The following is a 24,374-nucleotide window of genomic DNA, read 5'->3' as shown; positions in this document are numbered from 1 at the left end:
CCGTCACCCCAGCACCGCCGCCACCACCACCAACACCGGCACCGCCACCACCGTCGACAACAAGATCGCCTCCCTCGCCAGGACCTCGCCCACCCGGTAGCTGCTCGCGTACGTGAACAGGTTCTGCGCGGCCGGCAGGGCGGACGTCACCACCACGTCGAGCAGGGGCGCTCCGTGGAGGCCGAAGGCGCCCGCGGCCAGGGCCCAGGCGGCCAGGGGCTGGAGGAAGGACTTGAGGGCGACGGCGAGCAGGACGGGAGCCCGTTCCGCCCCGCGCAGCGGCAGCGTGCTGCCCCGCAGCGAGATGCCGAAGGCGAGGAGCACGGCCGGGACCGACATGTTGCCGATGAGGGTCAGGGGGTCCATCAGCGGGCCGGGCAGCTCGACGCCCGACGCGGAGGCCGCCACACCGGCCAGGGAGCCCAGGGCTATCGGGTTGCGCAGCGGGGTGAGCAGGCGTTGCCAAACGGGCCGCTTCTCACCGCCCCGCGCCAGGTCCAGGATCGTGAGCGCCACCGGCGTGACACCGACCAGCTGGAACAGCAGCACCGGCGCCACCAGCGACGCGTCACCGAGCACGTACACGGCGATCGGGATGCCGAGGTTCCCGGAGTTGACGTAGCTGGAGCACAGCGCGCCGATCGTAGTCCGGCCCACGCCCCACCCGCGTACGGCACCGACCGCCACGAAGACCCCCGCCGCCACCGCCGTGCTCATCGCCGTCACCAGCAGCCGGTCGGAGAAGATCACCGACAGGTCGGCCCGCGCCAGCGTCGTGAAGAGCAGGGCCGGGGACGCCACGTGGAACGCCAGCTTCGTCAGGACCTCGCGCCCGCCGTCCCCCAGATACCCCCGGCGGCCGATCAGATAGCCGACCCCGATGACGACGGCGATGACCGCGAACCCGCTCAGCACCCCCTGCACACCGGCTCCTCCCCGGCGAAGAGGGCAGCGGACAGCGGGGGAGGAGCGGATGCGTGGGGCATACAGCCAACCCTCCGGGGAAGGCCGTACCCGGGTCAATGTGATCCTCGGCGCCGAGAGGACGGACAGCCGCGATGAGTTACCACCGCCCGCCCGGTCTACCGATCGTGGACGCCATGACACCGCCCGTGCTCGTACTGCCCGGCTCCGTCACCCGGGACGAGGTGAGAGGGCTGAGCGACGACGTGCGGGCCCTGCTGCACGGCAGTGGCGCCCGGGTCGTGGTGTGCGATGTCGGAGGCGTGGGGCCGCCGGGCCTCGCCACCGTGGACCTGCTGGCGCGACTGCAGCTGGCCGCCCGCAGGGCCGGCGGCCGGATCAGGCTGCGCGACCCCGACCCGGCCCTACGCGCGCTCCTCGACCTGGTCGGCCTCCGCTTCGAGGTGGAGGGGCAGATCGAAGAGCGGGAACCAGCGCTGGGTGTCGAGGAAGCAGTGGAACCCGGTGATCCGGCCGTCTGAGATCTCCAGCACCTGGACCGCCCACGGCGTGAAGCCGCCCTTCTCCGGGTCCGGCTTGTACTGCGCGAACCCGGGCAGGCCGTTGACCTGCACCGGCACCAGCCGGGAGCCCGCGCAGGGCGCGCCGAGGGTGGTCATGAAGCCGGTGATGTCCCGCACGCCGGTCAGCCACAGGTCGAACGGCGGCATCGTCATGACCGCGTCCTCGTGCAGCAGGGCCGTCAGCGCCGTCATGTCGTAGCCCTCGAAGGCCGCGACATAGCGGTCCAGCAGCTTCTGCTGGTCCTCGTCCAGCGGGTCGGAGACGGCCGCGTCGGCGCCCGGCTCCTGCCGCTCGGCGAGGGTGGCCCGGGCCCGCTGGAGGGCGCTGTTGACCGACGCCACGGACGTGTCCAGCAGCTCGGCGACCTCGCTCGCCTTCCAGGCCAGGACCTCGCGCAGGATCAGCACGGCCCGCTGCTTGGCCGGCAGCTGCTGGAGCGCGGCCATGAAGGCGAGCCGGACGGACTCCTTGGCGACCGCCGCCTCCGCCGGGTCCTCGGTCGTGGGCAGCACACGGGCGTCCGGCATGGGCTCCAGCCAGGTGTTGTCCGGTCGGGGGGAGAGGGCCGCCTGGGCGAGCGGGGTGGAATCGGTGAGGTCCATGGGCCGGGCGCGCTTGTTGCCCGCGGTCAGCATGTCCAGGCACACGTTGGTCGCGATGCGGTAGAGCCAGGAGCGCAGGCTGGAGCGGCCCTCGAACTTGTCGTAGCTGCGCCAGGCGCGGACCATCGTGTCCTGCACCGCGTCCTCGGCCTCGAAGGAGGAGCCGAGCATCCGGTAGCAGTACCCCGTCAGCTCGGTCCGGTGTGCCTCCAGCCTGGTGTCCAGATCCGTCGGTGTCGCCGTGCCGTTCGCCATCCCACCCACCCCTGTGGAAGTTCTGTTCACGCGCCTTCGCGCCCCAGCACTTCGGAAGCTACCGCAGCCCACTGACAACGGCCCCCCGAGCGCACGAAAGCGCAGGCAGGAGCGGCTCTTCACACCAGCTGCTTCACCGACATCAGCAGATGCCGGTGCGCCCCGGCGGCCGCCCCCTGCTCGTCGACGGCGTGCAGCAGCGCCCGCTGCCCCGCCCCCAGCAGCTCCAGCCGGACCCGCGGGCTCTCGAAGGACGTCAGCGCGTCCAGCAGGTAGGCCGGGTTGAAGGCCACGGGCATCTCGTCGGCGCCGGTCAGCGTGGCCGGCAGGCGCTGGGCCGCCACGTCGTCGCCGTAGCCGGCGCGCAGCATGACGCCGTCGGCCGAGAAGTCCAGCCGTACCGGACTGTTCGCCTCCGCCACCACCGCGACCCGCCGCACGGCCTCCGCGAGCCCCTCGCGCGCCACCTCGGCGACCGCGGCCCCCGCCATGTCGAACAGCGACCGGTACGCCGGCAGCCGCCCGTCCAGGAGCCGCAGCGCCGTCCGCGTCCGCCCGCCCTCGAAGCCGATCAGCCCGCCCCCGCCGGCCGGGTCCCATCCGATCAGCAGGTCCCCGCCGCGGCCGAGCGACCGTGCGACGTCCAGCAGCCGCCGCGCGGGCAGCAGCGCGTCCACCACCCCGTCGGCCGCCGCCCCCGGCCGCCACTCCAGCCGCCGCACGGCGTACCGGTAGCGGTCCGAGGCCGCCAGTGTCATCTCCCCGCCATCCAGGCGCAGTTGGACGCCCGTCAGCAGCGGCAGCGTCTCGTCGCGCCCGGCCGCGACCGCGACCTGCGCGACGGCGGTCGCGAACGCGCCGGCGTCCACCGTGCCGCACGGCGCGGGCGCCGCGGGCAGGGCCGGGTACTCGGCGAGCGGCAGCGTCGACAGCCCGAAGCGCGTTCCGTCCGCCTCCACCGTGAACCGCGACACCTCCCGCGCACAGCTCACCGGCCCCTCGGGCAGCACCCGGCAGACCTCCAGCAGCCGCCGTCCCGGCACGAGCACCCGCCCGGGCGCGGCGACCTCCGCGTCGGCCTCCACCCGTACCGCCGCCTCGAAGTCGAACCCCGTCACGGCCAGCCGCCCCGCGTCCGCCTCCAGCAGCAGCCCGCCCAGCACCGGAACCGGCGTCCGGGCGGGCAGCGCCCGTACCGCCCGGCCCACGGCCTCGGCGAACGCCGCACGGTCGATGCGGAACTCCATGAAAAATCCCCCTGGTCGGATCCGGTGGTCAGCGGAGGCGGACGTTATCCGCACCCACTGACAACCGGCCCCGACCAGGGGGAACAGTCCGGCGTCGAGGCTCAGGCGGCCGTGGCGAGCCTGCGCTGCAGCCGCGCCGCCCGCGTCCCGAACACGGTGATCGTCACGACGCCGAGCACGGCGAGCAGCCCGACCCCGACGGTCCCCGGCCAGCCGCCCGCGTGGAAGGCGAGGGCGCCGACCGTGCTGCCGGCGCTGGAGCCGACGTAGTACGCGGACTGGTACAGCGCCGAGGCCTGGGCGCGGCCGTGGGAGGCCGTCTTGCTGACCGCCGAGGACGCCACCGCGTGGCCCGCGAAGAAGCCGCCGGTGATGAGGACCAGCCCCAGCAGGACCAGCGGGAGGGAGCCCGCGAGGGACAGCAGCAGGCCCGCGGCGGTCGTACCGCCGGCCGCGTACAGCGCGCCCCGGCGGCCCAGCCGGCCCACCAGGCGGCCGGCCGTCGACGCCGACACCGTACCGACGAGGTACACGAGGAAGATCGAGCCGATGATGCCCTGCGGCAGCGAGAACGGGGCCTCGGTCAACCGGTAGCCGATGACCGTGTACACGCCGCCGAACACCGTCATGAACAGCGCGCCGATCGCGTACAGCCGGCACAGCAGCGGGTTGGACAGGTGGGCGCGGACCGTCCGGGCCAGCACACGCGGCCGCAGGGAGCCCGCCCTGAAGTTCCGCGGCGCCGGAAGCAGCACCCGGAAGGCCACCGCGCAGGCGACGGCGATCGCGCCGATCACTCCGACGGCGACCCGCCAGCCCCACTCCTGCGCGACCCAGCCGGTGATGACCCGGCCGCTCATCCCGCCGACGCTGTTGCCCGCGACGAACAGCCCGATCGCGGTGACCAGCGCCTTGGGGCTGACCTCCTCGGCGAGATACGCGGTCGCCGACGCCGGCAGTCCGGCCAGGGCCGCGCCCTGGAGCGCCCGCAGCACGACCAGGACACCCAGCGAGGGGGCGAAGGGCACCAGCAGTCCGACGGTCACCGCCACCGCCAGCGAGGCCGTCATGACCGTCCGCCGGCCGAAGCGCTCCGACAGGGCGCTCATCGGCAGGACGAACAGCGCAAGCCCGCCCGTCGCGGCGGCCACCGTCCAGCTCGCGTCGCTCGCCGCCACCCCGAACTCGCCGGAGATCAGCGGGAGCAGCGCCTGCGTGGAGTACAGCAGCGCGAAGGTCGCGACACCCGCGAGGAACAGGGCGAGGCTCATCCGGCGGTAGCCGGGCCCGCCCGGGGACATACGTGAGTCGACGGCAGGGACAGAGGCATCGGCGCCCACGGTGGTGGACGCCCCGGTACTGGCGGGAGACATGTCTCGAAAGTACGTACGCCGCCACTGATCCGTCCAATGCATGGAACGGTCATAATCGTTCCCATGCAGCATCAGCAGAGTTCACGGCGTCGCCTGTCACCAAGCAGTGACACAGAAGACATGACGATGTTGCTTGCGCCCCGCCTCGCGTACTTCGCCGGCGTCGCCCGCACCGAGCACGTCACCCGCGCCGCGCAGGAGATGAACGTCCCCCAGTCGACCCTCTCCCGGTCCATGGCCCGCCTGGAGCAGGACCTGGGGGTCGACCTCTTCGCCCGCCACGGCCGCACGGTCTCCCTCACCCCGGCCGGCCGCACCTTCCTCACCTCCGTCGAACGCGCCCTGGCCGAGATCGAGCGCGCCGCCGAGGAGGTGCGCGCCGACGCCGACCCCACCACCGGCAAGGTGGCCTTCGGCTTCCTGCACACCATGGGCGCCGAGACGGTCCCCGGCCTCCTCCAGGCCTTCCGCGCCGACCACCCGCGCGTGCGCTTCAGCCTCGTCCAGAACTACGGCGAGGCCATGCTCGAACGCCTCCGCGCGGGCGAACTCGACCTCTGCCTGACCTCCCCGGTCCCGGACGCCCCCGACCTGGTCGCCCGCCGCCTGGACGAGCAGAAACTCCGCCTGGTCGTGCCCGCCGACCACTCCCTCGCCGGCCGCCGCCGCATCCGCCTCGCCGAGGCGGCCGACGAAACCTTCGTCACCCTGGAACCCGGCTACGGCCTCCGCCGCATCACCGACGACCTCTGCAAGGAGGCCGGCTTCAAGCCCCGCATCGCCTTCGAGGGCGAGGAGGCGGAGACCCTGCGCGGCCTGGTGGCGGCGGGCCTCGGAGTAGCCCTCCTGCCCCCACCGGCAGTCCCGCGCCCCGGGGTGGTGGAACTGACGGTCACGTCCCCCCGAGCGGCCCGCGAAATCGGCGTGGCCTGGCTGGAAGGCAGACCGGACACACCCCCGGTGGCGGCGTTCAAAAGGTTCCTGCTCTCAAGAAGAGGCAGTTTGCTGCCAGCCTGAAGGGGCGCGGGGAACTGCGCGACAAGCCACAACGAACCCGCACAGGCCGGCGAACAGGCCCCCCATGGCGCTACCGCCTCGAAGGACAGAACCCCGCAGCCAACGGCATCCGCAACCCCAACGGCGGCGGCGCGGCCAGCGCGTCCCGCACCGGCCGCGACACGGCCCGCCCGAACACCGCCCCCATCACGAAGTCCTCGGCCAGCGCCAGCACTTCGTCCCGGTACTGACTCAACCCGTGCCCGTCGGCGTGCACTTCGAACCGGCACACATCCCGGTTCGCCTTCTTCGCCCGCGCCGCCAGCCGGAACGACAACTCGGGATCCGTCCGTTCGTCGTTCGTGCCGTGCACGATCAGCACCTGCCGCCCGGCCAGCTGCTTCACCGGCTCGGGCGGCGCCGCCACGTCCTCCTCCGGCAGCCAAGGGGCGAGCGCCAGCACGGAGTTGACCGCCTCGTGCCCGGCCGCGCGCAGCGCCGCGCGACCGCCCATGCCGAGCCCGGAGAGGCAGACGGGGACGTCTCCGTAACGCCGTACGACCTCGTCGGCCGCCCATGCCGCGTCCCGCGCGAGATTCGCCTCGCTGCCGTTCCAGCCGCGGCAGCGGTAGTGCACCACGTGCACGGCGAGTCCCTCGTCCCGGCCGGCCCGGGCCAGGCGGCGTCCCAGGGCCCGTACGGAGGCGGTCGCGAGCATGGGCGACGGTCTGCGGCCGGAGACCTCGACGCCGCCGGGCAGCAGCAGCACCACGCCGCTCACCGCCGTCGGCTCCGGACCGAGTGACCTGCCCAGCCGGGCCCTGCGAACCGGCGTCGCTTGGTGTGCCATGACAGAACAGTGTCAGAAGCGTGGGTGTACTCCACCCGTCCTCGGGGTCACCGTTACGTATCGACGGAAACGTCAACCTTCCGAGCACGCGCGATCTACGCGCGTAGGAGTTAGAGTGCGGAAATGACGAGCCAGACCATCGCGAACACCCCGACACCGGACCAGATCCACCGGGCGCCCAAGGTCCTGCTGCACGATCATCTCGACGGCGGACTGCGCCCCGCCACCATCGTCGAACTCGCCCGCGACAGCGGCTACTCCCAGCTCCCCGACACCGACCCGGAGAAGCTCGGCGTCTGGTTCCGCGAGGCCGCCGACTCCGGTTCCCTGGAGCGGTACCTGGAGACGTTCTCGCACACCGTCGGCGTCATGCAGACCCGTGACGCCCTGGTCCGGGTCGCCGCCGAGTGCGCCGAGGACCTCGCCGCGGACGGTGTCGTCTACGCCGAGGTGCGCTACGCCCCCGAGCAGCACCTGGAGGGCGGCCTGAGCCTCGAAGAGGTCGTCGAGGCCGTCAACGAGGGCTTCCGGGAAGGGGAGCGGCGCGCCCGGGAGAGCGGCCGGCGCATCCGCGTGGGCGCCCTGCTCACCGCCATGCGGCACGCCGCCCGGGCCCTGGAGATCGCCGAACTCGCCAACCGCCACCGGGACCTGGGCGTCGTCGGCTTCGACATCGCGGGTGCCGAGGCCGGCTACCCGCCCACCCGGCACCTGGACGCCTTCGAGTACCTCAAGCGCGAGAACAACCACTTCACCATCCACGCCGGCGAGGCGTTCGGGCTGCCGTCCATCTGGCAGGCCCTCCAGTGGTGCGGCGCCGACCGGCTCGGACACGGCGTGCGGATCATCGACGACATCCAGGTCCACGAGGACGGCCGGGTCGAACTCGGACGGCTCGCCTCCTACGTCCGGGACAAGCGCATCCCGCTGGAGCTGTGCCCGAGCTCCAACCTCCAGACCGGCGCCGCCTCCTCCTACGCCGAGCACCCCATCGGGCTGCTGCGCCGGCTGCATTTTCGCGCCACGGTCAACACGGACAACCGCCTGATGTCCCACACCAGTATGAGCCGGGAATTCGAGCACCTTGTCGAGGCGTTCGGTTACACGCTCGACGACATGCAGTGGTTCTCCGTCAATGCGATGAAATCAGCGTTCATTCCTTTCGATGAACGACTCGCCATGATCAATGACGTGATCAAGCCCGGTTATGCCGAGCTGAAATCCGAATGGCTGTTCCGGCAGACGGCCTCTACCAGCGGTTCTGCGAATTCGGAGGGCTGATCCGAGGGGTATCTGAGCACAGGGAATGCGGGCGGCGTTCACAATCCGTCCGCATTTCGATGTTTGCGGCGGACGGCGCCGCGTGACTACGGTCGCTGGACCGCTCACACACCCCGTCATCCCATTACGAGGACGCATTTCATGAAGCAGTCTGCTGCCAAGTCCCTCGGTGTCGCCGCTCTCGGTGCCGCCTTCGCCGCCGCCGGTGCGGGCGCCGCCAACGCCGCCGCCCCGGCCCTGCCGGACACCGCCCGGACGCTGGAGACCGTCACCGCGGCGCTCCCGGCGGAGCAGCTCTCCCAGACGCTGCCGGGCTCGGGCGAGGCGCTGGGCCAGGGGCAGACGGCGACCAGCGCCGGTCTCGCCGCCGCCCAGCCGGTCGCCGAGCAGCTGCTCGCCGAGGGCCCGACCGGCCCGGCCGCCAAGCTGCTCGGCGGGCTGCCGGTGCAGGGCCTGCCCACGCACGGCCTGCCGGTGAACGGCGTTCCGGTCGGCTGACCCTCCCGCCGAGGCGGACACACACGCCGATGGGGCGCATCCCTGGGCACAGGGTGCGCCCCATCGGCGTGCTCGCGTACGGGCGTTACCAGGCCGTCTGCGCCTTGTTGCGCACCTTGTCCTCGGAGGGGAACAGGATCCACAGCGCGATGTACAGCAGGAACTGCGGTCCGGGCAGCAGGCAGGAGACCAGGAAGATCACCCGCATCGTCGTCGCGGAGGTGCCGAAGCGCTGGGCCAGCGCGGCGCACACTCCGCCGATCATGCGGCCGTGAGTGGGGCGGGCGAGGCGGGACATGTGCGACTCCTTCAACGTCGGTGCGTGAGGCCTCTCGTCCGAGTACCCCATCTGCACTCCACGCTACGGAGACGAAGGGGGCAAAGCGTCGCTCCACGGGGCGATCCCGACCCTGGGAATCGTCGGGGTCCGACCCTGAGCCGGCTCCTCCGGGACCAGGGGTGTGCGGGGCGGGCGCGCGGTGGTGCGGCGGCGCAGCCAGGAGCGGCCGGCGGGAACCAGCGCGAGGTGTGCGAGGGCCACGCCCGCGGTGTTCAGGAACAGCGAGTCGACGTCGACGACCTGGCCGGGGACACCGGTCTGCAGCAGTTCGATGCCCAGCGACAGCAGGGCGCCGGCCGCGACGGTGCGCAGCAGGGACGCCAGCGGTGAGACGAACAGCCTGCCGCTGGCCATCGGCAGCAGCACGCCCAGCGGGGCGAGCAGGGCCAGCTTCTCGCCGATGTGGCGGGCCGCCTCCGGCCAGCCCAGGGCGAGATCGGCTCTGACCCCGGCGAACGGCCGCAGGTTGGGGGGCATCACCCAGGGAACGTCCAGCGGCCGCAGCGTGAACCAGGCGACGAACGCGAGGTGTGCGACGAGGAGGACACCTCCTGTCACACGGATGCGGAACGCGGCGCTGCCGCCGATGGAGCCTTGACGCTGCACGCCCCCCTAGACGCGGCCTCCGGCAGGATCGGTTCCGGGATGCCCCCCGATCCGGCGGTGAGGCATGCGCCACAGCCCGCCCGGCTCACTCCCCGGCCACGTCCTTCGACGGCGGTTCCGTGCCGCCCGGGCGGGCCCGCACCTCGTCGGTGCACTGGTAGCGGCGCGGGGACTCGGCCCCGGGGCCGCCCAGGACCACGGAGCCGTCGCCCTGGGCGGCGGCCGAGTCGGAGAAGGTGCAGACGATCTGGGCGAGCGCGTACGACGTGAGGGCGTCCGGCGCCATGCTCAGCCGCAGCGTGTCCTCCGGGTCGCCGGGCCGGGGCCGGCCCACGGTGATGCCGCCGCGTACGTCCGTGCTGTAGCCGGCCTCCTTCTCGGCGGGCGACGGCGACTGCGCGAGCTGGTCCAGCAGGCCCTGCGCCACCAGCATGCGCCGCTCGGAGTCGGCCGCGCCGTCCGGGACCCGCACGGTCCGGTCGACGGTCACCAGCGACGACCCGCACAGCAGGAACACCTGCACCGGCAGCCCCCGCGCGGCCTGCGTCGACACGTCCGGCTCGGCCAGCGAGCACCGCACCCGCGAGGGCGCGGGCCCGAAGTTCGTCGGCACCTCAGTGGCCCGGATCCCGCAGCCGGCGAGCAGCACGGCGAGCACGGGAAGGGCGACCAGACGGGACACGGCCCGCGCGCGGGGTGCCCGGCCGTCCCGGCCGACGGGTGAGCCGGCCGCGACCGCTGTGCCCGCCGCGACGGGTGTGTCCGGCGTGACTCGCGTGTCTGGCGCGACAGGCGTGTCTGTCGCGACAGGCGTGTCCGGCGCGAAGGGTGTGTCGGCCGCGGCCCGCGGACGTCGTCGTACGGGCATCAGGCGTCCCCCTTCGAGTCCTCGCCCTGGGGCCGGCCGGCGTCCTGGTCCGGCTCCTGCCCGTCCTCGGCGGGCGGGTCCGCCGTCGCCGACGCGTCCCTCGGGAGCCGCAGCGTGAACACCGCGCCGGAGTCGGGCGAGTTGGCCGCGGTGATCTCGCCGCCGTGGATGTGGGCGTTCTCCAGGGCGATGGACAGGCCCAGGCCGCTGCCCTCGGAGCGCGGCCGGGAGGCGCTGGCCTTGTAGAAGCGGTCGAAGACGTGCGGCAGGACGTCCTCGGGGATGCCGGGCCCGTGGTCCTGCACCTCGATGACGATCGAGTCGTCCGCCTCCCGTACGGACACCCGCACCGGGGAGCCTCCGTGCTTGAGCGCGTTGCCGATGAGGTTGGCCAGGATGACGTCCAGGCGGCGCGGATCGATGCGGGCGTGGATGCCGCGCTCGGCGTCCAGCTCGACCGCGTCCAGCCAGGCGCGGGCGTCGATGCAGGCGGTGATCTGGTCGGCGATGTCGACGTCGTCCAGGACGAGCCGGGCGGTGCCCGCGTCGAAGCGGGTGACCTCCATCAGGTTCTCGACCAGGTCGTTCAGCCGCCGCGTCTCGCTGACCACCAGCCGGACGGCCGGCTCGATCATCGGGTCCATGCTGCCGGTCTCCGCCTCCAGCTCCTCCTCCAGCACCTCCGTGACGGCGGTGATGGCGGTCAGCGGCGTGCGCAGCTCATGGCTCATGTCCGCCACGAACCGCCGGGACGCCTCGTCCCGCGCGGCCATGTCGGCGACCCGTTTCTCCAGCGCCTCGGCCGCGTTGTTGAACGTCCGCGACAGATCGGCCAGTTCGTCCGTCCCGGACACCCTGAGCCGGGTGTCCAGCTTGCCCTCGCCGAGCCGCCGCGCGGCCGCGCCGAGGCGCTGCACCGGCTTCAGCACGGTCGTCGCGGCGGCCTGCGCGAGCAGCGCCGAGCCGATCAGCGCGAGACCTGTGGCGATCCCCAGCGACCAGGCCAGCGAGTTGAGGTCCTTCGCCTCCGGCTCCAGCGACTTGAGCATGTACCCGGTCGGGCCGCCGCCGATCACGCGCGTGCCGGCCACCAGGTACGGGGTGTCGTCGTCGACGACCCGCTGCCAGTACAGGTGGTACGGGTGCTTGTTGGCCCCGTCGATCTTCTGCTTCTTGTTCACCGCCGTGCGCAGCGAGACCGGCACGTCCCGCAGCGAGAAGCCGCTCAGCCCGCCGGAGCTGCCGTAGACGGTCCTGCCGTCGGCGTTGGTGGCGACCAGCAGCACGCTGAAGCGCTGGTCGCTGCCCGCCATCTGGCCCGCGGTGTGCTGCAGCTCGTCCTGCGTCGGATGCTCGGGCAGCGCGCTCGCCCGGTTCTGCATCTCCTGCTCGAAGTCGCGCAGCACGGCGTCCTGGGTGCGGGTGAGCACGGCCTCCCGGTTGAGCCAGTACGCGATGCCGGACGCGGACACGGCCGCCGTCAGGGCCACCAGGCCGAAGACGAGGACCAACCTCAGCCGCAGGCTCGTGAAGCGCAGCCGCGACGAAACTCCCTTGCGCGCCGCGGTCCAGCCGCGGTCCCCCCCTTGGTGCCGCTGTGTCACTGAGGCGGATCCAGCCGGTAGCCGACACCCCGCACGGTACGGATCAGCGTCGGGGACGACGGCACGTCCTCGACCTTGGCGCGCAGCCGCTGGACACAGGCGTCCACCAGCCGCGAGTCGCCCAGGTAGTCGTGCTCCCACACCAGCCGCAGCAGCTGCTGCCGGGACAGCGCCTGCCCCGGCCGGCGGCTCAGCTCCAGCAGCAGCCGCAGCTCGGTCGGCGTGAGCTGGAGGTCCTCGCCGTTCTTCGTCACGGTCATCGCCGAGCGGTCGATGACGAGGCTGCCGAACGTCGCCGCGTCGTTGGACTCCCGCTCGCCGCGCCGCAGCACGGCCCGGATCCGGGCGTCCAGCACCCGCCCCTGCACCGGTTTGACGACGTAGTCGTCGGCGCCGGACTCCAGTCCGACGACGACGTCGATGTCGTCGCTGCGCGCGGTCAGCAGGATGATCGGCAACTGGTCGGTGCGCCGGATGCGCCGGCACACCTCGAACCCGTCGATGCCGGGCAGCATCACGTCCAGCACGATCAGATCCGGCCGCTGCTCGCGCAGCAGCTTCAGACCGTCCTCACCACTGGCAGCGGTCGCCACGCGGTGACCCTGGCGCGTCAGAGAGAGCTCCAGGGCCGTCCGGATGGCGTCGTCGTCCTCGATCAGCAACAGGGAAGGCACGGGCTCATTCTGGCCCATGGAGGGCGCGGGGTTCGACCTGTGGGCCGAGATGGGGCCCGCGCCTACCGCCGACGCCTGTGCGCGACGTGTGGCAGGCCTGTGGCCGACCCCTGTGACAGGTCTGTGACAGTCGGCGGACACGGCGATGAAAGTGCCGCGGCAAGCTTTTCGGCACAGGCAAGGAAGCCCGCCCGACCGGCGGGCCGCACACCGGTAAGTCCACGACGGGGGGCGCGAGATGAACACGCTGCACGGCACCACCACCAGCGCAGTGATCACGCGTCTGCACGACGTGCACCGGGGTTCCGAGAAGTCCGGTGCCGTGAGCGGGCGGGGGTGCGCTCGCGGCACCGGGCGTCAGCACACCGCGTTCATGACGGTGGTTGACGCGCACACGGGGGAGAGCAAGGGGACGGGGGCGGTTCACGGGGGAACCGCGTACAGGGAGGACTCGGGGGAGCGTCGTTCGCTGACGGAGGCGGAGTTCACCGCCTACGTCCAGGAGCGCCGCGCCTCCCTGTACGCCACCGCCTACCACCTCACCGGCGACCGCTTCGAGGCCGAGGACCTGCTGCAGAGCGCGCTGTTCTCGACCTACCGGGCGTGGGACCGGATCAGTGACAAGGCCGCGGTCGGCGGATACCTCCGCCGCACCATGACCAACCTGCACATCAGCGCCTGGCGGCGCCGCAAGCTCAACGAGTACCCGACCGAGGAACTGCCGGAGACGCCCGGCGACACGGACGCGATGCGCGGCACCGAACTGCGCGCGGTCCTGTGGCAGGCGCTGGCCCGGCTGCCCGAGCTCCAGCGCACCATGCTGGTCCTGCGCTACTACGAGGGCCGCACGGACCCGGAGATCGCGGAGATCCTCGACATCAGTGTCGGCACGGTGAAGTCCAGCATCTGGCGGTCGCTCCGCCGGCTGCGCGAGGACGAGGTCCTCAGCTTCGGCCGTGACGAGGAGGACGCCTTCGGCGAGCTCGTCGCCTGAAGGTACGGGGGGGGAAGCACCACACGGGGGCCCACGGGGGACCTGCGGGGACGCTGGGGGGCGTCGCCGCGGGAAGTGGGGGACACGGGGGAGCACCAGAGCGGGACTGGAGGGCCGGGGGGTCCGTCCAGTCCCGCTTTCGTGTGCGTACCGTCCGCTCAGGCCGCCGTGCGCAGGCTCGCGCAGCGGCCCGCGGCGGCCGCCGCCAGCCGGCCCATCGCCTCGTCGCGGTCGCAGGCGTGCGCGCCCAGCGCGGTCTGGCGGGCGACGATCGAGCGTTCCTGCCGCATCAGGCGCCAGCCGCGGCGCAGCAGGAACGGCACCGACTTGCGGCCCTCCCGCAGATCCCGCAGGAAACGGCGGCGGAAGGTCTTCACCGGGCCACGGCTCAGGCACAGCGCGTCGGCGAGCACACCCAGTTCCTGGCAGCGCCGGACGATGTCGGCGGCGAAGACGCCCTCCGCGACGAACAGCGGGGTCCGCCCGATCTCGATCGTCTCCTCGCCGGTACGGGCGCTGAGGGCGATGTCGTAGAGGGGGACGCGCGCCCGGCCCGTGCGGCACAGGTCGGTGATCGCGGCGACGGCCGCCTCCGCGTCCCACGAGTCCGGATGGTCCCAGTCGATGTCGGCACTCCCCGCCACCAGGGGCAGCGTCGGGTCGTCGCCCTCCTTGTAGAAGTCGTCGAGCCGGAGCACCGGGAGGCCGGAGCGGGCCGCGAGGAGGGACTTGCCGGAGCCTGAAGGGCCGCAGAGCAGCACGACTCGCGTCGGTATGGGCAGAGGGGAACTCACGGGACACCAGTGTGAGGCATCCATCGGGGGCCGTACGACCCCGCGGGTCGCCTTTGATGCGCGCGTCACACCTCAACTACCCTTTGTGTCGTTACGGTTACCGAGTGCATCAGAAGGTGGCAGCGATGGCCCGACACGACTCACCCAAGAAGCCGGCCGCCCGGCGCGCCCTGGCCGTCCTCGCGACCGCGGGAGCGGCGCTGGGGTCGGGTACGGCGACGGCCGCGGCGGACGCCGAGTCGGTCCTGGGCGTGGTCAACACCCGGCCCACCTCCCTCGGCAGGATCGACCCCCAGTCCGGCCTCCAGGCCACCACCGGCACCCTCGGCTACGTCACCGGCCCCGTGGCCGGCCTCAAGCCCAACCCCCTCGCCGGCACGGGAGTCGACCCGCTCGACAACGGCGTCGGCACCAAGCTCGCCGACTTCAAGCCGATGACGTCCCAGGCACTGACGGGGCCGGTGGCGCAGGCCCAGTCGATCGCGAGCATCCCGGTGGTGGGGCAGGCGGCCGGGCTGCTGTCGCAGCAGTAGGCACGCACGCGAAAGAAGCCCCGGCCCTCCCGGACGGAGGAGAGCCGGGGCTTCGGCTGTGGGGCGCCTAGTACGACGAACCCGACGCGCCCAGCGAACCCGTGGGGTGCCAGACCGTCTTGGTCTCCAGGAACGCCGTCATGCGGTCGATGCCCGGGGTCTCCGCGTAATCCACAGGCTGTGGACGGAGCACGCGCTTGAGGTTGTCGGCCGCGGCGATCTCCAGCTCCTTCGCCAGCGCCTCGTCGGCGCCCGCGAGGTCGATCGCGTTGACGTCCTGGTGCGCGGCGAGCGGAGCGGCGATCTCCGCCGTGCGGCCCGACAGGACGTTGACCACGCCGCCGGGGACGTCCGAGGTGGCCAGCACCTCGGCCAGGGACAGCGCGGGCAGCGGGGCCTTCTCGCTGGCCACCACGACCGCCGTGTTGCCCGTGGCGATCACCGGGGCGAGCACCGACACCAGGCCCAGGAAGGACGACTCCTGGGGCGCCAGGACGGCGACCACGCCCGTCGGCTCGGGGGAGGACAGGTTGAAGAACGGGCCCGCGACCGGGTTGCCGCCGCCGACCACCTGGGCGATCTTGTCGGTCCAGCCCGCGTACCAGACCCAGCGGTCGATCGTCGCGTCCACGACCGCCGCCGCCTTGGACTTCGACAGGCTCTCCGCGTCGGCCACCTCGCGCACGAACTGGTCCCGGCGGCCCTCCAGCATCTCGGCCACGCGGTAGAGCACCTGGCCCCGGTTGTACGCCGTCGCCCCGGACCAGCCGCCGAACGCCTTGCGGGCCGCGACGACCGCGTCCCGGGCGTCCTTGCGGGAGGAGAGGGGCGCGTTGGCCAGCCAGTTGCCCTTTGCGTCGGTCACCTCGTACACCCGGCCGCTCTCGGAACGCGGGAACTTGCCGCCCACGTACAGCTTGTAGGTCTTGAGGACACTGAGTCGCGTGTCAGACATCGAGGTACGCCTCCAGGCCGTGGCGACCGCCCTCGCGGCCGAAGCCCGACTCCTTGTAGCCGCCGAACGGCGAGGTCGGGTCGAACTTGTTGAACGTGTTGGACCAGACGACGCCCGCGCGGAGCTTGTTCGCGACCGCCAGGATGCGCGAGCCCTTCTCCGTCCAGATGCCGGCGGACAGGCCGTACGGCGTGTTGTTGGCCTTGGCGACCGCCTCGTCCGGCGTGCGGAACGTCAGCACCGACAGCACCGGGCCGAAGATCTCGTCCCGGGCGATCCGGTGCGCCTGGGTGACGTTCGTGAACAGCGTCGGCGCGAACCAGTAGCCGCTCTCCGGCAGATCGCAGGCCGGGGACCAGCGCTCGGCGCCCTCCGCCTCGCCCTGCTCGACGAGCGAGGTGATGCGCGTGAGCTGCTCCTCGGAGTTGATCGCGCCGATGTCCGTGTTCTTGTCCAGCGGGTCGCCGAGGCGGAGCGTGGAGAGCCTGCGCTTCAGGGAGTCCAGCAGCTCGTCCTGGATCGACTCCTGGACCAGCAGACGGCTGCCCGCGCAGCAGACCTGGCCCTGGTTGAAGAAGATGCCGTTGACGATGCCCTCGACGGCCTGGTCGATCGGGGCGTCGTCGAAGACGATGTTGGCGCCCTTGCCGCCCAGTTCGAGGGTGAGCTTCTTGCGGGTGCCGGCGACCGTGCGGGCGATCTCCTTGCCGACGGCCGTGGAGCCGGTGAAGGCCACCTTGTTCACGTCCGGGTGGGCCACCAGCGCCGCGCCCGTGTCGCCGTAGCCCGGGAGGATGTTGACGACGCCCTTGGGCAGGCCCGCCTGGCGGCAGATGTCCGCGAAGAACAGGGCGGAGAGGGGAGTCGTCTCGGCGGGCTTCAGGACGACCGTGTTGCCCGTCGCCAGGGCCGGGGCGATCTTCCACGCCAGCATCAGCAGGGGGAAGTTCCAGGGGATGACCTGGCCGGCGACACCGAGGGGCCGGGGGTTCGCGCCGAAACCGGCGTGGTCGAGCTTGTCGGCCCAGCCCGCGTAGTAGAAGAAGTGCGCGGCGACCAGGGGGAGGTCCGCGTCGCGCGTCTCCTTGATCGGCTTGCCGTTGTCGAGGGTTTCGAGGACGGCCAGCTCGCGGGAGCGCTCCTGGATGATCCGCGCGATGCGGAACAGGTACTTGGCGCGCTCCGGGCCCGGCAGCGCCGACCACTTCTCGAACGCCCTGCGCGCGGCCTTCACCGCGCGGTCGACGTCCTCGGAACCGGCCTGCGCGATCTCCGACAGGACCTCCTCGGTGGACGGGGAGACGGTCTTGAAGACCTTGCCGTCCGCCGCCTCGACGAACTCGCCGTCGATGAACAGGCCGTACGAGGGCGCGATGTCGACGATCGCGCGGGACTCGGGGGCCGGGGCGTATGCGAATACGGGTGCCATGGTGATCAGTCCACCGTCACGTAGTCGGGACCGGAGTAGCGGCCGGTGGCCAGCCTCTGGCGCTGCATCAGCAGGTCGTTCAGCAGCGAGGAGGCGCCGAAGCGGAACCAGTGGTTGTCCAGCCAGTCCTCGCCCGCCGTCTCGTTGACCAGCACGAGGAACTTGACGGCGTCCTTGGAGGTGCGGATGCCGCCGGCCGGCTTCACGCCCACCTGGATGCCGGTCTGCGCCTTGAAGTCACGCACCGCCTCCAGCATCAGCAGCGTGTTCGCCGGGGTCGCGTTGACCGCGACCTTTCCGGTGGACGTCTTGATGAAGTCCGCCCCCGCCAGCATGCCGAGCCAGCTCGCGCGGCGGATGTTGTCGTACGTCGAGAGCTCGCCCGTCTCGAAGATGACCTTCAGGCGCGCGGACGTGCCGCAGGCCTCCTTCACGGCGGTGATCTCGTCGTACACCTTCAAGTATCGGCCCGCGAGGAACGCCCCGCGGTCGATGACCATGTCGATCTCGTCGGCGCCCGCGGCGACGGCCTCGCGCACGTCGGTCAGCTTGACGTTGAGCGAGGCACGGCCGGCCGGGAACGCCGTGGCCACCGAGGCGACCTTCACGCCGGAGCCGGCGACGGCCTCCTTGGCCACGGCCACCATGTCGGGGTAGACGCAGACCGCGGCCGTGCTGGGCGTCGTACGGTCGGTCGGGTCGGGCTTGACCGCCTTCGCGCCGAGCGCCCGGACCTTGCCCGGGGTGTCCGCGCCTTCCAGCGTCGTCAGGTCGACCATCGAGATGGCGAGGTCGATGGCGTACGCCTTCGCGGTCGTCTTGATCGAACGGGTGCCGAGGGAGGCCGCACGCCCCTCGAGCCCGACCGCGTCGACGCCCGGAAGCCCGTGGAGGAAGCGGCGCAGCGCGCTGTCGGACGCGGTGACGTCCTTGAGGGGGTGAGCTGCGGTGAGTGCAGAACTGGGCATGGTCACCAGACGAGCATATCTACGCGCGTAGCGGCTGTACAGCCCTCCGACTGTCCTCGGGCTGATGGCAGGGCGCGGATGGCACGGTGCGGATGACAGGACGCGGATGACAGGGCGCGGAACCGGTCCGGCAGAATCGAGACATGACGAGCCCCGAACCCCAGTCGCCAGCGCCGCAGCCTTCGGAGCCCGAGTCCAAGGACCGGGTGTACCGGTCGGCTCCGGCCATCGCCGGTGGCGCGATGCTGCTCGGCATCGCCGGGTGGATCGGCGTCGACGCGGTGGTCGCCGGGGAGGGCCGCACGCCGTGGCTGGCGCTCGCCGTGCTGCTGCTCGTCGTACCGCTGGTGGTCGCCTTCACGCTGCGGCCCGCCGTGTACGCCGGGGATGACCGGCTGCGGATCCGCAACCCGTTCCGGGTGATCGTGGTGCCGTGGGGACAGGTCGCGTCCCTGCGGTCCGCCTACTCGAACGAGGTCCTCACCGAGTCCGGCACGAAGTACCAGCTGTGGGCCGTGCCGGTTTCGCTGCGGGCCCGGAAGAAGGCGGCGCGGCGTGAGATGCGGGCGTCCGCGCAGGCGCGGCGGGCGATGGGGCGGGGCGAGGAGCGCGGCAGCGCGCTCGGCATGCGTGCGGGGCTCGGAGGTGGCTCGGGCGCGAGCCCCGTGTCCGACGGGCCCGTGCGGGCCGAGACCGACCGGATCATGGACGATCTGCGCGCCCTGCACGAGGACCGGCGCCAGGCGGAGTCCGCGCAGGGTGAGGTGACCGTGCGGTGGGCCTACGAGATCATGGGCCCGGCTCTCGCCGGGGCGGTGCTGGTACTGATCCTGGTGGCGGTGGGCTGACGGTCCTGACGGGCCGGGGACCGGGCGGTCCGGGGGACCGGGCGGCCGTAAAGGCCGTGGAGCGGGCGGGGCGACAGGACCTAGTTGTGCTGTCCGGGGACGTTGGTGACGCGGCTGGGTGGGGTTCGTGCCGGTGGGCGGTCGGGCGTTCAGGGGCGTCTGGTGGTGGGGCGCTCGGTGGTTGGCCGGGCGCCCCTTGGGTCAGATTCCCGCTGCCGTCGACAGGTCGCGCTTGATCGACTCCAGGAGGGCCGTCGCCTGCGCGCGGGCCTCGGGGAGGTCGGTGTGTGACGCGACCGGGATCACCACTTCCAGGTAGCACTTCAGCTTCGGCTCCGTGCCGCTCGGGCGGACGATGACCCGGGCGCCGTCGAGCGTGTAGCGCAGGCCGTCCGTGGGCGGGAGGTCGGCCGTGCCCTGGGTGAGGTCGTCGGTGCGGGTGATGGGCAGTCCGGCCAGTTCGGTCGGGGGCTGCTCGCGCAGGCGGGTCATCGCCGCCGCGATGAGGGAGAGGTCCTGCACGCGGACCGACAGCTGGTCCGTCGCGTGCAGGCCGTGCTCCACCGCCAGGTCGTCGAGGAGGTCGAGGAGGGTGCGGCCCTCCTCCTTCAGCTGCGACGCCAGTTCCGTGACCAGGAGCGCCGCCGTGATGCCGTCCTTGTCGCGGACGCCGTCGGGGTCCACGCAGTAGCCGAGGGCCTCCTCGTAGCCGTAGCGCAGGCCCTCCGCGCGGGCGATCCACTTGAAGCCGGTGAGCGTCTCGACGTGGCGCAGGCCCGCCTTCTCGGCGATGCGCCCGAGGAGGGAGGAGGAGACGATCGACTCGGCGAACGTGCCCGTCGCGCCGCGGCGGACCAGGTGGGCGGCGAGGAGCGCGCCGACCTCGTCGCCGCGGAGCATGCGCCAGTCCGCGCCGTCCTGTACGGCGACGGCGCAGCGGTCCGCGTCCGGGTCGTTGGCGATGATCAGGTCCGGGGCGGTCTCGCGGGCCTTGGCGAACGCCAGGTCCATCGCGCCGGGTTCCTCCGGGTTGGGGAACGCGACGGTCGGGAACTCCGGGTCGGGGTCGGCCTGCTCCGTGACGAGGGCCGGTTCCGGGAAGCCGGCGCGGGCGAAGGCGGCGAGGAGGACGTCCTTGCCGACGCCGTGCATCGCCGTGTACACCGTGCGGGCCGTGCGCGGGGTGTCCTTGGCCAGGACGGCGTCGGTGCGGGCGAGGTACGCGTCGAGGACGCTGTCGTCGAGGGTGTCCCAGCCTTCGGTGGGGCGGCGGACGGTGGTGAGGGACGGGACGGCGGCGATCTCCGCGGCGATGTCGGCGTCCGCCGGGGGGACGATCTGGGAGCCGTCGCCGAGGTACACCTTGTAGCCGTTGTCACGGGGCGGGTTGTGGCTGGCGGTGACCTCCACGCCGGCGACCGCGCCGAGGTGCCTTATCGCGAAGGCGAGGACGGGGGTGGGGAGGGGGCGGGGGAGGACCGCCGCGCGCAGGCCGGCGCCGGTCATGACGGCGGCCGTGTCGAGGGCGAAGTCGCGTGACTTGTGGCGGGCGTCGTAGCCGATGACGACGAGGCCGTTGTCGTGGCCCTGCTTCCTGAGGTACGCGGCGAGGCCCGCGGCGGCGCGGATGACGACCGAGCGGTTCATGCGCATGGGGCCGGCGCCGAGTTCGCCGCGGAGGCCGGCGGTGCCGAACTGGAGGGTGCCGGAGAAGCGGGCGGCGAGTTCGGCGTGGTCCTCGGCGTCGATGAGGCGGGCGAGCTCGGTGCGGGTGTCCGGGTCGGGGTCCTCGGTGAGCCAGGCCTGGGCCTGTGCGATGAGTTCGTCGTGCACGGTGTGGTGTCAGCCTCTCCGTTTGTCGTGGTGCAGGTGGAGGTGCATGCGGCGCCTGTGGCTGCTTCGGTGGGGGTGCGCGTCTTCGCCTTCTCGCCGGGGGGTGGGTCGGGGACGTGTCGGGGGGTGTCCGTCCTCGGAACGGCGCGATGGGGTTGCGTACCGGCTAACCGTTCGTTGACGCGCCAACCGCTGCGGGCGGACACCCCCCGACACGTCCCCTCGCCGCCGTGCGCGGGTGCGGGTGCGTCGTGGCTCCCGCCCAGCTGCCCTGGCTGCGGGCAGGCGTGCCGCTAGGGGAGGCACCCCGCTCCGCCGGGTTGCGGACCCACCCGGCCCCGGCACCGGCGCGGGGGTGCTTACAGGCGTCCCAGGACCTGGGCCAGCAGCGAACCCATCCGTGTGGCGGAGTCACGCCCGGCCTGGAGAACCTCTTCGTGGTTCAGGGGTTCGCCCGTCATGCCCGCGGCGAGGTTCGTGACGAGGGAGATGCCCAGAACCTCGGCGCCCGCCTCCCGCGCGGCGATCGCCTCCAGGACCGTCGACATGCCCACCAGGTCCGCGCCGATGACCCGGGCCATGCGGATCTCGGCCGGAGTCTCGTAGTGCGGGCCGGGGAACTGGGCGTAGACGCCCTCCTCCAGCGTGGGGTCGACCTCCTTGCACAGGGCCCGCAGGCGCGGGGAGTAGAGGTCGGTGAGGTCGACGAAGTTGGCGCCGATGATGGGGGAGGTGGCGGTGAGGTTGATGTGGTCGCTGATCAGGACCGGCTGGCCGGGGCGCATGCCCTCGCGCAGGCCGCCGCAGCCGTTGGTGAGGACGACCGTCTTGCAGCCGGCCGAGACGGCCGTGCGGACGCCGTGGGCGACGGCGGCCACGCCGCGGCCCTCGTAGTAGTGCGTCCGGCCCAGGAAGACCAGGGCGCGCTTGTTGCCGATCCGGTACGAGCGGATCTTGCCTCCGTGGCCCTCCACCGCCGGCGGCGGGAAACCGGGCAGCTCGGTGACCTGGAGCTCGGCCTCGGGGGCACCCAGGGCGTCGACGGCCGGGGCCCAGCCGGAGCCCATCACGAGGGCGACGTCGTGGGTCTCGGCGCCCGTGAGTTCGCGCAGGCGGGCCGCGGCGGCGTCGGCGGCGGCGTGGGGGTCGCCCTGGATGTCGTCCGGAAGAAGAGATGCGTTCACGCCGATGAGGGTAGCCGGTGAATGCCTACGCGCGTAGATGGCAGAGCTCACGGGGCGGCGATCGTTGTCTTGTCGTTTCCGACGAAGGAGTGCCCGAGCGGCGGTGCCGAGGCGGTGCCCCGGGCGGTCGTCAGCAGGGGCGCTTGCGGAGTTCCATGACGTAGTCGTGGGGGGCGCCGGCCGACTCGGCCGCGTCGGCGATCTCGCCCAGGTGGCGGGCGGAGGGCAGGCCGCCCTCGTAGGCGTTGAGGGTGAAGGCCCACGCCTGCTCGTCACCCTCCAGGGTGTGGACCCGTACCCGCGTGCGGCGGTAGATGTCGAGGCTCACGCCCTCCCAGCGGTCGAGCGACTCCTCGTCCATGGGGGCGATGTCGTACAGCGCGACGAAGACCTGGGAGAGGGGGTCCTCGACGATCGTCGGCAGGGCGCCCTCCCAGCCCATGTGCTCGCCGCCGAAGGTCAGTCGCCACCCGTTCAGCCAGCCGGTGGCGCGCAGCGGCGAGTGCGGGGCGCGGCGGGACATCAGCCGCGCGTCGAGGTTGCCGGCGTACGCGGCGTAGAGCGACATGGGGAGAGGGTACGGCAGGCCGAACGGCGTCACTCCCGCAACAGAGCCGCCCCGGGGCGGTGCCGCCCCGAGGGGTGCGGGACAATGGAGGACGTGACTCGGATCGTGATCATCGGTGGCGGACCCGGCGGATACGAAGCGGCGCTGGTCGCCGCGCAACTCGGTGCGGAGGTGACCGTCGTCGACTGCGACGGTCTGGGCGGGGCGTCGGTGCTCACCGACTGCGTGCCGTCGAAGACCCTGATCGCCACGGCCGAGGTGATGACCACCTTCGACTCCTCGTACGAGGAACTGGGCATCATCGTCGCCGACGACACCCCGCCCATGGAGCAGAGCGCCCGGGTGGTGGGCGTCGACCTGGGCAAGGTCAACCGGCGTGTCAAGCGGCTCGCGCTGGCCCAGTCGCATGACATCACCGCCTCCGTGACCCGTGCCGGGGCGCGTGTCCTGCGCGGGCGCGGGCGGCTGGAGGGCATGCAGGCGCTCGACGGGTCGCGCAAGGTCGTGGTGCGCGCCGCCGACGGGAGCGAGGAGACCCTCACGGCGGACGCGGTGCTGATCGCCACCGGCGGGCACCCCCGTGAGCTGCCGGACGCCAAGCCGGACGGCGAGCGGATCCTGAACTGGACGCAGGTCTACGACCTCGACGAGCTGCCGGAAGAGCTGATCGTGGTGGGGTCCGGTGTGACCGGTGCCGAGTTCGCCGGTGCCTACCAGGCACTCGGCTCGAAGGTGACGCTGGTGTCCTCGCGCGACCGCGTGCTGCCCGGTGAGGACCCGGATGCGGCGGCCGTACTGGAGGACGTCTTCCGGCGGCGCGGCATGAACGTCATGGGGCGTTCCCGGGCCCAGTCCGCCAAGCGGGCCGGCGACCGGGTCGAGGTCACGCTGGCCGACGGGCGGGTCATCACCGGCTCGCACTGCCTCATGGCCGTCGGCGCCGTGCCCAACAGCGCGGGCATGGGGCTGGAGGAGGCCGGTGTCCGGCTGCGCGAGTCCGGTCACATCTGGACCGACAAGGTCTCGCGCACGACCGCTCCGGGCGTGTACGCGGCCGGTGACGTGACCGGGGTGTTCGCCCTCGCGTCCGTGGCCGCCATGCAGGGACGTATCGCCATGTACCACTTCCTGGGCGACGCCGTGGCCCCGCTGAACCTGAAGACCGTCTCGTCGAACGTCTTCACCGACCCGGAGATCGCCACCGTCGGCTACACACAGGCCGACGTCGACGCCGGGAAGATCGACGCCCGGGTGGTGAAGCTGCCGCTGCTGCGCAACCCGCGCGCCAAGATGCAGGGCATCCGCGACGGCTTCGTCAAGATCTTCTGCCGTCCGGGCACGGGCATCGTGGTCGGTGGTGTCGTCGTGGCGCCGCGCGCCTCGGAACTGATCCACCCCATCTCGATCGCGGTCGACAACAATCTGACAGTCGAACAGATCGCGAACGCCTTCACCGTCTACCCCTCCCTGTCGGGCTCGATCGCGGAGGTGGCACGGCAGTTGCACACGCGGAAGATGAACGGCGAGGGCTGAGGCCGAAACCGTCTCCTCGCTGGTCACGGGGAGTGTTCGACCATTCGTACGGC

At 72.3% G+C, this 24,374-nt stretch carries 25 protein-coding genes; 8 read left to right on the top strand and 17 right to left on the bottom strand.

Annotated features, from left to right (window positions below; all coding sequences use genetic code 11):
* Positions 1-3: 3 nt before the first annotated feature.
* Positions 4-924 carry an AEC family transporter gene (locus ABZ386_RS39125; RefSeq protein ID WP_351347275.1) on the bottom strand — a complete coding sequence of 307 codons (921 nt, stop codon included), beginning with the start codon at positions 922-924 and terminating at the stop codon, positions 4-6.
* Positions 925-1,058: 134 nt separating this feature from the next.
* Between ABZ386_RS39125 and ABZ386_RS39120 the strand changes: the two genes are divergently transcribed.
* Positions 1,059-1,445, top strand: coding sequence for an STAS domain-containing protein (locus ABZ386_RS39120; protein WP_351347273.1), 387 nt, complete (start codon positions 1,059-1,061; stop codon positions 1,443-1,445).
* On the opposite strand, the gene ABZ386_RS39115 is transcribed toward ABZ386_RS39120, so the two are convergent.
* The 3 genes from ABZ386_RS39115 to ABZ386_RS39105 form a co-directional block, all read right to left on the bottom strand.
* A complete protein-coding gene (locus tag ABZ386_RS39115; protein ID WP_351347271.1) occupies positions 1,329-2,345 on the bottom strand; it encodes a sigma-70 family RNA polymerase sigma factor in 1,017 nt (338 codons plus the stop codon). The genes ABZ386_RS39120 and ABZ386_RS39115 overlap by 117 nt on opposite strands.
* Positions 2,346-2,464: 119 nt before the next feature.
* A complete protein-coding gene (dnaN, locus tag ABZ386_RS39110) occupies positions 2,465-3,592 on the bottom strand; it encodes a DNA polymerase III subunit beta (protein WP_356501528.1) in 1,128 nt (375 codons plus the stop codon).
* Positions 3,593-3,693: 101 nt separating this feature from the next.
* On the bottom strand, positions 3,694-4,965 hold the full coding sequence (locus ABZ386_RS39105; RefSeq protein ID WP_356501530.1) for an MFS transporter: 1,272 nt from the start codon (positions 4,963-4,965) through the stop codon (positions 3,694-3,696).
* Between the two features lie 63 nt (positions 4,966-5,028).
* On the opposite strand from ABZ386_RS39105, the gene ABZ386_RS39100 reads away from it, so the two are divergent.
* Complete coding sequence (locus ABZ386_RS39100; RefSeq protein ID WP_351347265.1) at positions 5,029-5,982, top strand: LysR family transcriptional regulator; 954 nt, start codon at positions 5,029-5,031, stop codon at positions 5,980-5,982.
* 70 nt (positions 5,983-6,052) lie between these two features.
* Here the strand turns inward: ABZ386_RS39100 and ABZ386_RS39095 are convergent, their stop codons facing one another.
* A complete protein-coding gene (locus ABZ386_RS39095; RefSeq protein WP_355716440.1) occupies positions 6,053-6,811 on the bottom strand; it encodes an alpha/beta hydrolase in 759 nt (252 codons plus the stop codon).
* A gap of 123 nt (positions 6,812-6,934) precedes the next feature.
* Between ABZ386_RS39095 and ABZ386_RS39090 the strand changes: the two genes are divergently transcribed.
* Both ABZ386_RS39090 and ABZ386_RS39085 read left to right on the top strand, forming a co-directional pair.
* Positions 6,935-8,092, top strand: coding sequence for an adenosine deaminase (locus tag ABZ386_RS39090; RefSeq protein WP_351347261.1), 1,158 nt, complete (start codon positions 6,935-6,937; stop codon positions 8,090-8,092).
* Positions 8,093-8,233: 141 nt separating this feature from the next.
* Positions 8,234-8,590 (top strand): ATP-binding protein, encoded by a 357-nt coding sequence (locus tag ABZ386_RS39085; protein WP_351347259.1) that lies wholly within the window; start codon positions 8,234-8,236, stop codon positions 8,588-8,590.
* A gap of 85 nt (positions 8,591-8,675) precedes the next feature.
* Here the strand turns inward: ABZ386_RS39085 and ABZ386_RS39080 are convergent, their stop codons facing one another.
* The 5 genes from ABZ386_RS39080 to afsQ1 all read right to left on the bottom strand — a co-directional run bounded on the left by ABZ386_RS39080 (position 8,676) and on the right by afsQ1 (position 12,682).
* Positions 8,676-8,888, bottom strand: coding sequence for a PspC domain-containing protein (locus ABZ386_RS39080; protein ID WP_351347257.1), 213 nt, complete (start codon positions 8,886-8,888; stop codon positions 8,676-8,678).
* Positions 8,889-8,951: 63 nt separating this feature from the next.
* On the bottom strand, positions 8,952-9,536 hold the full coding sequence (locus tag ABZ386_RS39075; RefSeq protein WP_351347255.1) for a VanZ family protein: 585 nt from the start codon (positions 9,534-9,536) through the stop codon (positions 8,952-8,954).
* 85 nt (positions 9,537-9,621) lie between these two features.
* Entirely contained in the window at positions 9,622-10,218 is a 597-nt protein-coding gene (locus ABZ386_RS39070; RefSeq protein WP_356501532.1) for a hypothetical protein, read from the bottom strand.
* 185 nt (positions 10,219-10,403) lie between these two features.
* Positions 10,404-12,008 carry a HAMP domain-containing sensor histidine kinase gene (locus ABZ386_RS39065; RefSeq protein ID WP_358968286.1) on the bottom strand — a complete coding sequence of 535 codons (1,605 nt, stop codon included), beginning with the start codon at positions 12,006-12,008 and terminating at the stop codon, positions 10,404-10,406.
* Positions 12,005-12,682 carry a two-component system response regulator AfsQ1 gene (gene afsQ1 / locus ABZ386_RS39060; RefSeq protein WP_010048893.1) on the bottom strand — a complete coding sequence of 226 codons (678 nt, stop codon included), beginning with the start codon at positions 12,680-12,682 and terminating at the stop codon, positions 12,005-12,007. The genes ABZ386_RS39065 and afsQ1 overlap by 4 nt, the downstream gene beginning before the upstream one ends.
* 238 nt (positions 12,683-12,920) lie before the next feature.
* Between afsQ1 and ABZ386_RS39055 the strand changes: the two genes are divergently transcribed.
* Positions 12,921-13,676, top strand: a complete 756-nt coding sequence (locus ABZ386_RS39055; RefSeq protein WP_351347250.1) for a SigE family RNA polymerase sigma factor — start codon at positions 12,921-12,923, stop codon at positions 13,674-13,676.
* A 158-nt stretch (positions 13,677-13,834) separates the two neighbouring features.
* Here the strand turns inward: ABZ386_RS39055 and ABZ386_RS39050 are convergent, their stop codons facing one another.
* Positions 13,835-14,494: a uridine kinase gene (locus ABZ386_RS39050; protein ID WP_351347292.1), complete on the bottom strand. Its 660-nt coding sequence runs from the start codon at positions 14,492-14,494 to the stop codon at positions 13,835-13,837.
* A gap of 101 nt (positions 14,495-14,595) precedes the next feature.
* On the opposite strand from ABZ386_RS39050, the gene ABZ386_RS39045 reads away from it, so the two are divergent.
* The gene (locus tag ABZ386_RS39045) at positions 14,596-15,003 is read left to right on the top strand and encodes a hypothetical protein (RefSeq protein WP_351347248.1); all 408 of its coding nucleotides are present in this window, start codon (positions 14,596-14,598) and stop codon (positions 15,001-15,003) included.
* A 67-nt stretch (positions 15,004-15,070) separates the two neighbouring features.
* On the opposite strand, the gene ABZ386_RS39040 is transcribed toward ABZ386_RS39045, so the two are convergent.
* The 3 genes from ABZ386_RS39040 to deoC are packed head-to-tail and all read right to left on the bottom strand — an operon-like array spanning position 15,071 to position 18,355.
* A complete protein-coding gene (locus ABZ386_RS39040; protein WP_358968284.1) occupies positions 15,071-15,958 on the bottom strand; it encodes an aldehyde dehydrogenase family protein in 888 nt (295 codons plus the stop codon).
* Positions 15,951-17,387, bottom strand: a complete 1,437-nt coding sequence (locus ABZ386_RS39035; protein WP_351347244.1) for an aldehyde dehydrogenase family protein — start codon at positions 17,385-17,387, stop codon at positions 15,951-15,953. The genes ABZ386_RS39040 and ABZ386_RS39035 overlap by 8 nt, the downstream gene beginning before the upstream one ends.
* A gap of 5 nt (positions 17,388-17,392) precedes the next feature.
* Positions 17,393-18,355, bottom strand: coding sequence for a deoxyribose-phosphate aldolase (gene deoC / locus ABZ386_RS39030; RefSeq protein ID WP_358968282.1), 963 nt, complete (start codon positions 18,353-18,355; stop codon positions 17,393-17,395).
* Positions 18,356-18,498: 143 nt separating this feature from the next.
* Here deoC and ABZ386_RS39025 point away from each other — a divergent pair, with 143 nt between their 5' ends.
* Entirely contained in the window at positions 18,499-19,203 is a 705-nt protein-coding gene (locus tag ABZ386_RS39025; RefSeq protein WP_358968279.1) for a PH domain-containing protein, read from the top strand.
* Positions 19,204-19,404: 201 nt separating this feature from the next.
* Here ABZ386_RS39025 and ABZ386_RS39020 read toward each other — a convergent pair whose 3' ends face one another.
* The 3 genes from ABZ386_RS39020 to ABZ386_RS39010 form a co-directional block, all read right to left on the bottom strand.
* A complete protein-coding gene (locus ABZ386_RS39020) occupies positions 19,405-21,036 on the bottom strand; it encodes a phospho-sugar mutase (RefSeq protein ID WP_358968276.1) in 1,632 nt (543 codons plus the stop codon).
* A 359-nt stretch (positions 21,037-21,395) separates the two neighbouring features.
* The gene (locus ABZ386_RS39015; RefSeq protein ID WP_031119797.1) at positions 21,396-22,220 is read right to left on the bottom strand and encodes a purine-nucleoside phosphorylase; all 825 of its coding nucleotides are present in this window, start codon (positions 22,218-22,220) and stop codon (positions 21,396-21,398) included.
* Positions 22,221-22,350: 130 nt separating this feature from the next.
* Positions 22,351-22,788, bottom strand: a complete 438-nt coding sequence (locus tag ABZ386_RS39010; protein WP_355716404.1) for a gamma-glutamylcyclotransferase — start codon at positions 22,786-22,788, stop codon at positions 22,351-22,353.
* 84 nt (positions 22,789-22,872) lie between these two features.
* On the opposite strand from ABZ386_RS39010, the gene ABZ386_RS39005 reads away from it, so the two are divergent.
* Complete coding sequence (locus ABZ386_RS39005) at positions 22,873-24,321, top strand: NAD(P)H-quinone dehydrogenase (RefSeq protein ID WP_351347234.1); 1,449 nt, start codon at positions 22,873-22,875, stop codon at positions 24,319-24,321.
* Positions 24,322-24,374 lie beyond the last annotated feature (53 nt).

The organism is Streptomyces sp. NPDC006140 (genome assembly GCF_040628815.1).
GTDB lineage: Bacteria > Actinomycetota > Actinomycetes > Streptomycetales > Streptomycetaceae > Streptomyces.
The sequence above is the reverse complement of the archived record's forward strand: the minus strand, read 5'-3'. Positions and strand labels throughout refer to the sequence as shown.

Excerpts from the sequence above, each read along its gene's own strand:
- ABZ386_RS39120 (WP_351347273.1), top strand. The coding sequence starts at position 1,059 with ATGAGTTACCACCGCCCGCCCGGTCTACCGATCGTGGACGCCATGACA.
- ABZ386_RS39115 (WP_351347271.1), bottom strand. The coding sequence starts at position 2,345 with ATGGCGAACGGCACGGCGACACCGACGGATCTGGACACCAGGCTGGAG.
- dnaN (WP_356501528.1), bottom strand. The coding sequence starts at position 3,592 with ATGGAGTTCCGCATCGACCGTGCGGCGTTCGCCGAGGCCGTGGGCCGG.
- ABZ386_RS39105 (WP_356501530.1), bottom strand. The coding sequence starts at position 4,965 with ATGTCTCCCGCCAGTACCGGGGCGTCCACCACCGTGGGCGCCGATGCC.
- ABZ386_RS39100 (WP_351347265.1), top strand. The coding sequence starts at position 5,029 with ATGCAGCATCAGCAGAGTTCACGGCGTCGCCTGTCACCAAGCAGTGAC.
- ABZ386_RS39095 (WP_355716440.1), bottom strand. The coding sequence starts at position 6,811 with ATGGCACACCAAGCGACGCCGGTTCGCAGGGCCCGGCTGGGCAGGTCA.
- ABZ386_RS39090 (WP_351347261.1), top strand. The coding sequence starts at position 6,935 with ATGACGAGCCAGACCATCGCGAACACCCCGACACCGGACCAGATCCAC.
- ABZ386_RS39085 (WP_351347259.1), top strand. The coding sequence starts at position 8,234 with ATGAAGCAGTCTGCTGCCAAGTCCCTCGGTGTCGCCGCTCTCGGTGCC.
- ABZ386_RS39080 (WP_351347257.1), bottom strand. The coding sequence starts at position 8,888 with ATGTCCCGCCTCGCCCGCCCCACTCACGGCCGCATGATCGGCGGAGTG.
- ABZ386_RS39055 (WP_351347250.1), top strand. The coding sequence starts at position 12,921 with ATGAACACGCTGCACGGCACCACCACCAGCGCAGTGATCACGCGTCTG.
- ABZ386_RS39050 (WP_351347292.1), bottom strand. The coding sequence starts at position 14,494 with ATGGATGCCTCACACTGGTGTCCCGTGAGTTCCCCTCTGCCCATACCG.
- ABZ386_RS39045 (WP_351347248.1), top strand. The coding sequence starts at position 14,596 with ATGGCCCGACACGACTCACCCAAGAAGCCGGCCGCCCGGCGCGCCCTG.
- ABZ386_RS39040 (WP_358968284.1), bottom strand. The coding sequence starts at position 15,958 with ATGTCTGACACGCGACTCAGTGTCCTCAAGACCTACAAGCTGTACGTG.
- ABZ386_RS39035 (WP_351347244.1), bottom strand. The coding sequence starts at position 17,387 with ATGGCACCCGTATTCGCATACGCCCCGGCCCCCGAGTCCCGCGCGATC.
- deoC (WP_358968282.1), bottom strand. The coding sequence starts at position 18,355 with ATGCCCAGTTCTGCACTCACCGCAGCTCACCCCCTCAAGGACGTCACC.
- ABZ386_RS39025 (WP_358968279.1), top strand. The coding sequence starts at position 18,499 with ATGACGAGCCCCGAACCCCAGTCGCCAGCGCCGCAGCCTTCGGAGCCC.
- ABZ386_RS39010 (WP_355716404.1), bottom strand. The coding sequence starts at position 22,788 with ATGTCGCTCTACGCCGCGTACGCCGGCAACCTCGACGCGCGGCTGATG.
- ABZ386_RS39005 (WP_351347234.1), top strand. The coding sequence starts at position 22,873 with ATGGAGGACGTGACTCGGATCGTGATCATCGGTGGCGGACCCGGCGGA.